Below are 4,636 nucleotides of genomic sequence, written 5' to 3' on the forward strand. Positions count from 1 at the left end.
CGCGCCGGGCGCAGCCGCGCCACCTGCGCCATTTCCGCCTGGTGCCGCAGGTCGCCTTCGACACCGCCGAGGGCGGCGCGCGCACGCTGCTGAGCCTGGTCTCCACCGATCGCCCGGGCCTGCTCGCCGACGTCACCCGGGTGCTGCGCCAGCAACGCCTGCGCGTGCACGACGCGCGCATCGCCACCTTCGGCGAACGGGCAGAGGACGTGTTCCAGATCACCGACGAGCGCGACCAGCCGCTCGCCGACGAACCACGCCGGCAGGCACTGCGCGACGCGCTGCTCGCCTGCCTTGAAGGAGAACTACGGCAATGAGCACGGAAAAGAAGAAGCCAGCACGCAAGAAGCCGGCCAAGCGCGCGGCCAGGAAGAAGACCGCGCCCAAGGGCCCGGGCGTCGACGAGCTCAAGTTCATGGTCGACAGCGCTTGGGAACGGCGCACCATGCTCACCATCGACGAGATCGACGGATCGACCCGGCCGACGGTCGAACGCGTGATCGAAGGCCTGGAGAAGGGCGAGTTCCGCGTCGCCGAGCCGGACGGCAAGGGTGGCTGGCTGGTCAACGAGTGGTTGAAGAAGGCGGTGCTGCTGTATTTCCGCACCCAGGAGATGGAGCTGGTCGAAGCCGACCCGGCGCCGTTCTGGGACAAGATCCCGGCCCGCTTCGCCGAGTTCGACGAGGCCGCGTTCCGCAAGCTCGGCGCGCGCGTGGTGCCCGGCGCGCTCGTGCGCCGCGGCTCGTTCATCGGCAAGGACGTGGTGCTGATGCCCAGCTTCGTCAACATCGGCGCCTGGGTCGGCGCCGGCACCATGGTCGACACCTGGGCCACGGTCGGCTCCTGCGCCCAGGTCGGCAAGCACTGCCACCTGTCCGGCGGGGCAGGCATCGGCGGCGTGCTCGAGCCGCTGCAGGCCAGCCCGACGATCATCGAGGACCACTGCTTCATCGGCGCGCGCTCGGAAGTGGTCGAAGGCGTCGTCGTCGGCCACCACAGCGTGATCGGCATGGGCGTGTTCCTGGGCCAGTCCACGCGCATCTACAACCGCGCCACCGGCGAGATCACCTACGGCCGCGTGCCGCCGTACAGCGTGGTCGTGTCCGGGCAGCTGCCTTCGAAGGACGGATCGCACTCGCTGTACTGCGCGGTGATCGTCAAGCAGGTCGACGCCAGGACGCGAAGCAAGACGTCCGTCAACGATTTGCTGCGCGGTCTCGCCGAATAAGGGCGGATCGTGACCTTCGGCAGGGGTAGGCAGGGCCACTGCATGCGACAACCTCAGTGATCCATCTTCCGTTCGCATTCCGGGGAGTCGTGCAATGAAGACCACCGTGGTATCGCTGCTGCTGACCTTGCTGATGGCAGCACCCATCGCCTGCGCGCAGGACCTGTCGCGCTACAGCGACGAGGGCCTGCAGAAGGAGCTGGCCTCGATCGCCGACTCCGAAACCGCGGTGCTGGTGCCGATGCGCGACGGCATCGGCCTGTCGACCAACATCTATCGCCCGAAGAACGCGACCGGCGACGTGCCCACGATCCTGTGGAAGACGCCCTACAACGAACACAATCCGCGCGGCGGCACCATCCGCTACGCGATCGAGGCGGTGCGCCGCGGCTACGCCTTCATCGTCCAGAACGAGCGCGGCCGCTACTTCAGCCAGGGCGAGTACGAGATCCTCGGTTATCCGCAGACCGACGGCTACGACACGCTGAGCTGGATCGCCGAGCAGCCCTGGTCCAACGGCAAGGTCGGCACCCTGGGCTGCTCGTCTTCGGCCGAATGGCAGCTCGCGCTGGCGGGCATGAACCACCCGGCGCACGCGGCCATGGTGCCGATGGCGGCCGGCGCCGGCATCGGCAAGGTCGGCCGCTTCTGGGAGCAGGGCAACTTCTACACCGGCGGCGTGCCGCGCACGCTGTTCGCGGTGTGGATGTACGGCGTCGACAACCCCCTGCGCCCCGAGTTGCCGCAGGACCTGGAAGGCCCCATGCGCGCGCGCATTGCCGCGTACAACGACCTGCAGTGGACCAAGCCCAAGGTCGAGTGGAAGAAGCACATCTGGCACCTGCCGTATGCCGAGCTGCTGACCTCGCTGGGCGAACCGCCGGCGACCTTCGAGCAGCTCATCGCCCGCGGCCCCGGCGACAAGGCCTGGACCACCGGCGGCCTGTACCACGATTCCATGGGCTGGGGCGTGCCGGCGCTGTGGTTCAACAGCTGGTACGACGTCTCGATCGGCCCGAACCTGGAGCTGTTCAACCACGCGCGTTCGGTCAACAGCGACCGCGAGGCCAGCGCCAACCAGTTCGTCGTGGTCGGCCCAAACCCGCACTGCCAGTTCGCCCGCCTGGGCAAGGACTACAGGGTCGGCGACCGCGAGATGGGCGATGCCAGCTTCCCGGTCGACGCCCAGGTGTTCGCCTTCTTCGACCGCTGGCTCAAGGGCAGCAAGGCCGCGTTCCCGGCCTCCACGCCGCACGTACGCTACTTCACCATGGGCCTGAACAAGTGGCAGTCCGACGCGCAGTGGCCGCCGAAGGCCGCCAAGCCGGTGCGCATGTACCTGCGTTCGGGTGGCGACGCCAACTCGATGTTCGGCGACGGCGTGCTGTCGTTCGAGGCGCCGAGCGGCGACGAGCCGGCTGACTCCTATCGCTACGATCCGGCCAACCCGGTGCAGACCATCGGCGGCGGTGACTGCTGCAACGGCGGCATCGTGATCCCTGGCGCCTTCGACCAGCGCCCGATCTCCTCGCGCGCCGACGTGCTGGTCTACACCAGCGAGCCCCTGGAGGAGCCGCTGGAAGTGACGGGCTTCGTCGACGCCGTGCTCAACGTGTCCTCGAGCGCGCGCGACACCGACTTCGCGGTCAAGCTCGTCGACGTGGCCCCGGATGGAACCGCCTGGATCATCGGCGACACCATGCTGCGTGCGCGTTACCGCGACAGCTACACCGATCCGGAACTGATGGAACCGGGCAAGGTGTACACGCTGAAGCCGACCCCGATCGCGACCTCGATCCAGTTCAACAAGGGCCACCGCATCCGCGTCGAGGTCACCAGCTCGAACTTCCCGAAGTTCGCGCGCAACCTCAACACCGGCGGACCGAACGAGACCGAGTCCGAGGCGGTGGTGGCCGACAACAGCGTGCATCATTCGGAAGACGCTCCCAGCTACATCGAACTGCCGGTGGTGGCGCGCTGACATGGGCGATGAAGGCATGACGACGCTCTACGGCCTGGCCAACTGCGACACCTGCCGCAAGGCGCGCAAGTGGCTGGACCGATTCGGCGTCGAACATGCCTTCGTCGACTACCGCGACCAGCGCCAGTCGCCGGAAACCCTGCTCGCCTGGCGCGACGCGCTGGGCGGGTGGGACGCCATGGTCAACAAGTCGTCGACCACCTGGCGCAACCTCGCGCCGAACCGCAAGACTCCGGGTTCGGACGCGGAATGGAAGCTGCTGCTGAAGGAATACCCGCAACTCATCCGTCGCCCGGTGGTGGTAACCGGCGACGGCAAGGTGACGCAGGGCTTCAGCGACAACGGGTTCAAGCAGCGGTTCGGCAAATGAGCGAAGTGCTGCAGCTGGCGAAGGAGCTGATCCTGCGCCCCTCGGTGACGCCGGACGACGCCGGTTGCCAGCCGCTCATCGCCGAACGCCTGCGCCGTGCCGGCTTCGCCTGCGAGTCCCTGCGCTTCGGCGAAGTGGACAACCTCTGGGCCACGCACGGCAGCGGCGAGGGCCCGGTGCTGGTCCTGCTCGGCCACACCGACGTGGTGCCGCCTGGCCCGCGCGAAGCCTGGGCCAGCGATCCCTTCGTGCCCGAAGTGCGCGACGGCGTGCTGTACGGACGCGGCGCCGCCGACATGAAGGGCAGCGTGGCGGCGTTCGTCATTGCCCTGGAGCGTTTCGTCGCCGCGCATCCCGACCACCGCGGCACCGTCGCGCTGCTGCTCACCTCGGACGAGGAGGGCGATGCCATCGACGGCGTGCGCAAGGTCGCGTCGGTGTTCCGCGAACGCGGCCAGCGCATCGACTGGTGCATCACCGGCGAACCGTCCTCCACCCGCGTGCTTGGCGACCTGCTGCGTGTCGGCCGCCGCGGTTCGCTCACCGGCACGCTCACGGTGCGAGGCGTGCAGGGCCATGTGGCTTATCCGGAAAAGGCGCGCAATCCGGTGCATGCGGCGTTGCCGGCGCTGGCCGAACTCGCCGCGCGTCGCTGGGCCGACGGCTCCGAAACCTTCCCGCCGACCAGCCTGCAGATCAGCAACATCCACGCCGGCACCGGCGCCAGCAACGTCATCCCCGGCGAACTGCAGGTGCTGTTCAACCTGCGCTACAACCCGCACTGGACCGCGGCCGCGTTGCGTGCCGAATGCGAAGCGATGCTGCAGGCGCACGGCCTGGACTTCGCAATCCACTGGCACGAAAGCGGCGAGCCGTTCTTCACCCCGGAAGGGCCGCTGCGTGCCGCGGCCCGCGAGGTACTCGCCGCGCACGCCGGCGCCGTCCCGGAAGAGAGCACCGGCGGCGGCACCTCCGATGCGCGCTTCATCGCCCCGCTCGGTGCCCACTGCATCGAGGTCGGCCCGGTCAACGCCAGCATCCACCAGGTCGACGAGCA

5 protein-coding genes are annotated in these 4,636 nt (G+C 68.6%); all 5 read left to right on the forward strand.

What is annotated here, in order from left to right:
* Positions 1–317, forward strand: a 317-nt coding sequence (locus QAA18_RS11950) for an ACT domain-containing protein (protein ID WP_279413211.1), incomplete at its 5' end; no start/stop codon positions are given.
* On the forward strand, positions 314–1,228 hold the full coding sequence (gene dapD / locus QAA18_RS11955; RefSeq protein ID WP_279413213.1) for a 2,3,4,5-tetrahydropyridine-2,6-dicarboxylate N-succinyltransferase: 915 nt from the start codon (positions 314–316) through the stop codon (positions 1,226–1,228). The genes QAA18_RS11950 and dapD, both read left to right, overlap by 4 nt.
* 94 nt (positions 1,229–1,322) lie before the next feature.
* Entirely contained in the window at positions 1,323–3,209 is a 1,887-nt protein-coding gene (locus QAA18_RS11960; protein ID WP_279413215.1) for a CocE/NonD family hydrolase, read from the forward strand.
* 16 nt (positions 3,210–3,225) lie between these two features.
* Positions 3,226–3,579 (forward strand): Spx/MgsR family RNA polymerase-binding regulatory protein, encoded by a 354-nt coding sequence (locus QAA18_RS11965; protein ID WP_279413219.1) that lies wholly within the window; start codon positions 3,226–3,228, stop codon positions 3,577–3,579.
* A partial coding sequence (gene dapE / locus QAA18_RS11970) for a succinyl-diaminopimelate desuccinylase (RefSeq protein ID WP_279413220.1) occupies positions 3,576–4,636 on the forward strand: 1,061 nt, incomplete at its 3' end. The genes QAA18_RS11965 and dapE, both read left to right, overlap by 4 nt.

The organism is Luteimonas sp. 8-5, assembly GCF_029763755.1.
Taxonomy (GTDB): Bacteria; Pseudomonadota; Gammaproteobacteria; order Xanthomonadales; family Xanthomonadaceae; genus Cognatiluteimonas.

Bases quoted from the DNA above. Each gene is read 5' to 3' on its own strand.
- dapD (WP_279413213.1), top strand. From the start codon at position 314: ATGAGCACGGAAAAGAAGAAGCCAGCACGCAAGAAGCCGGCCAAGCGC.
- QAA18_RS11960 (WP_279413215.1), top strand. From the start codon at position 1,323: ATGAAGACCACCGTGGTATCGCTGCTGCTGACCTTGCTGATGGCAGCA.
- QAA18_RS11965 (WP_279413219.1), top strand. From the start codon at position 3,226: ATGACGACGCTCTACGGCCTGGCCAACTGCGACACCTGCCGCAAGGCG.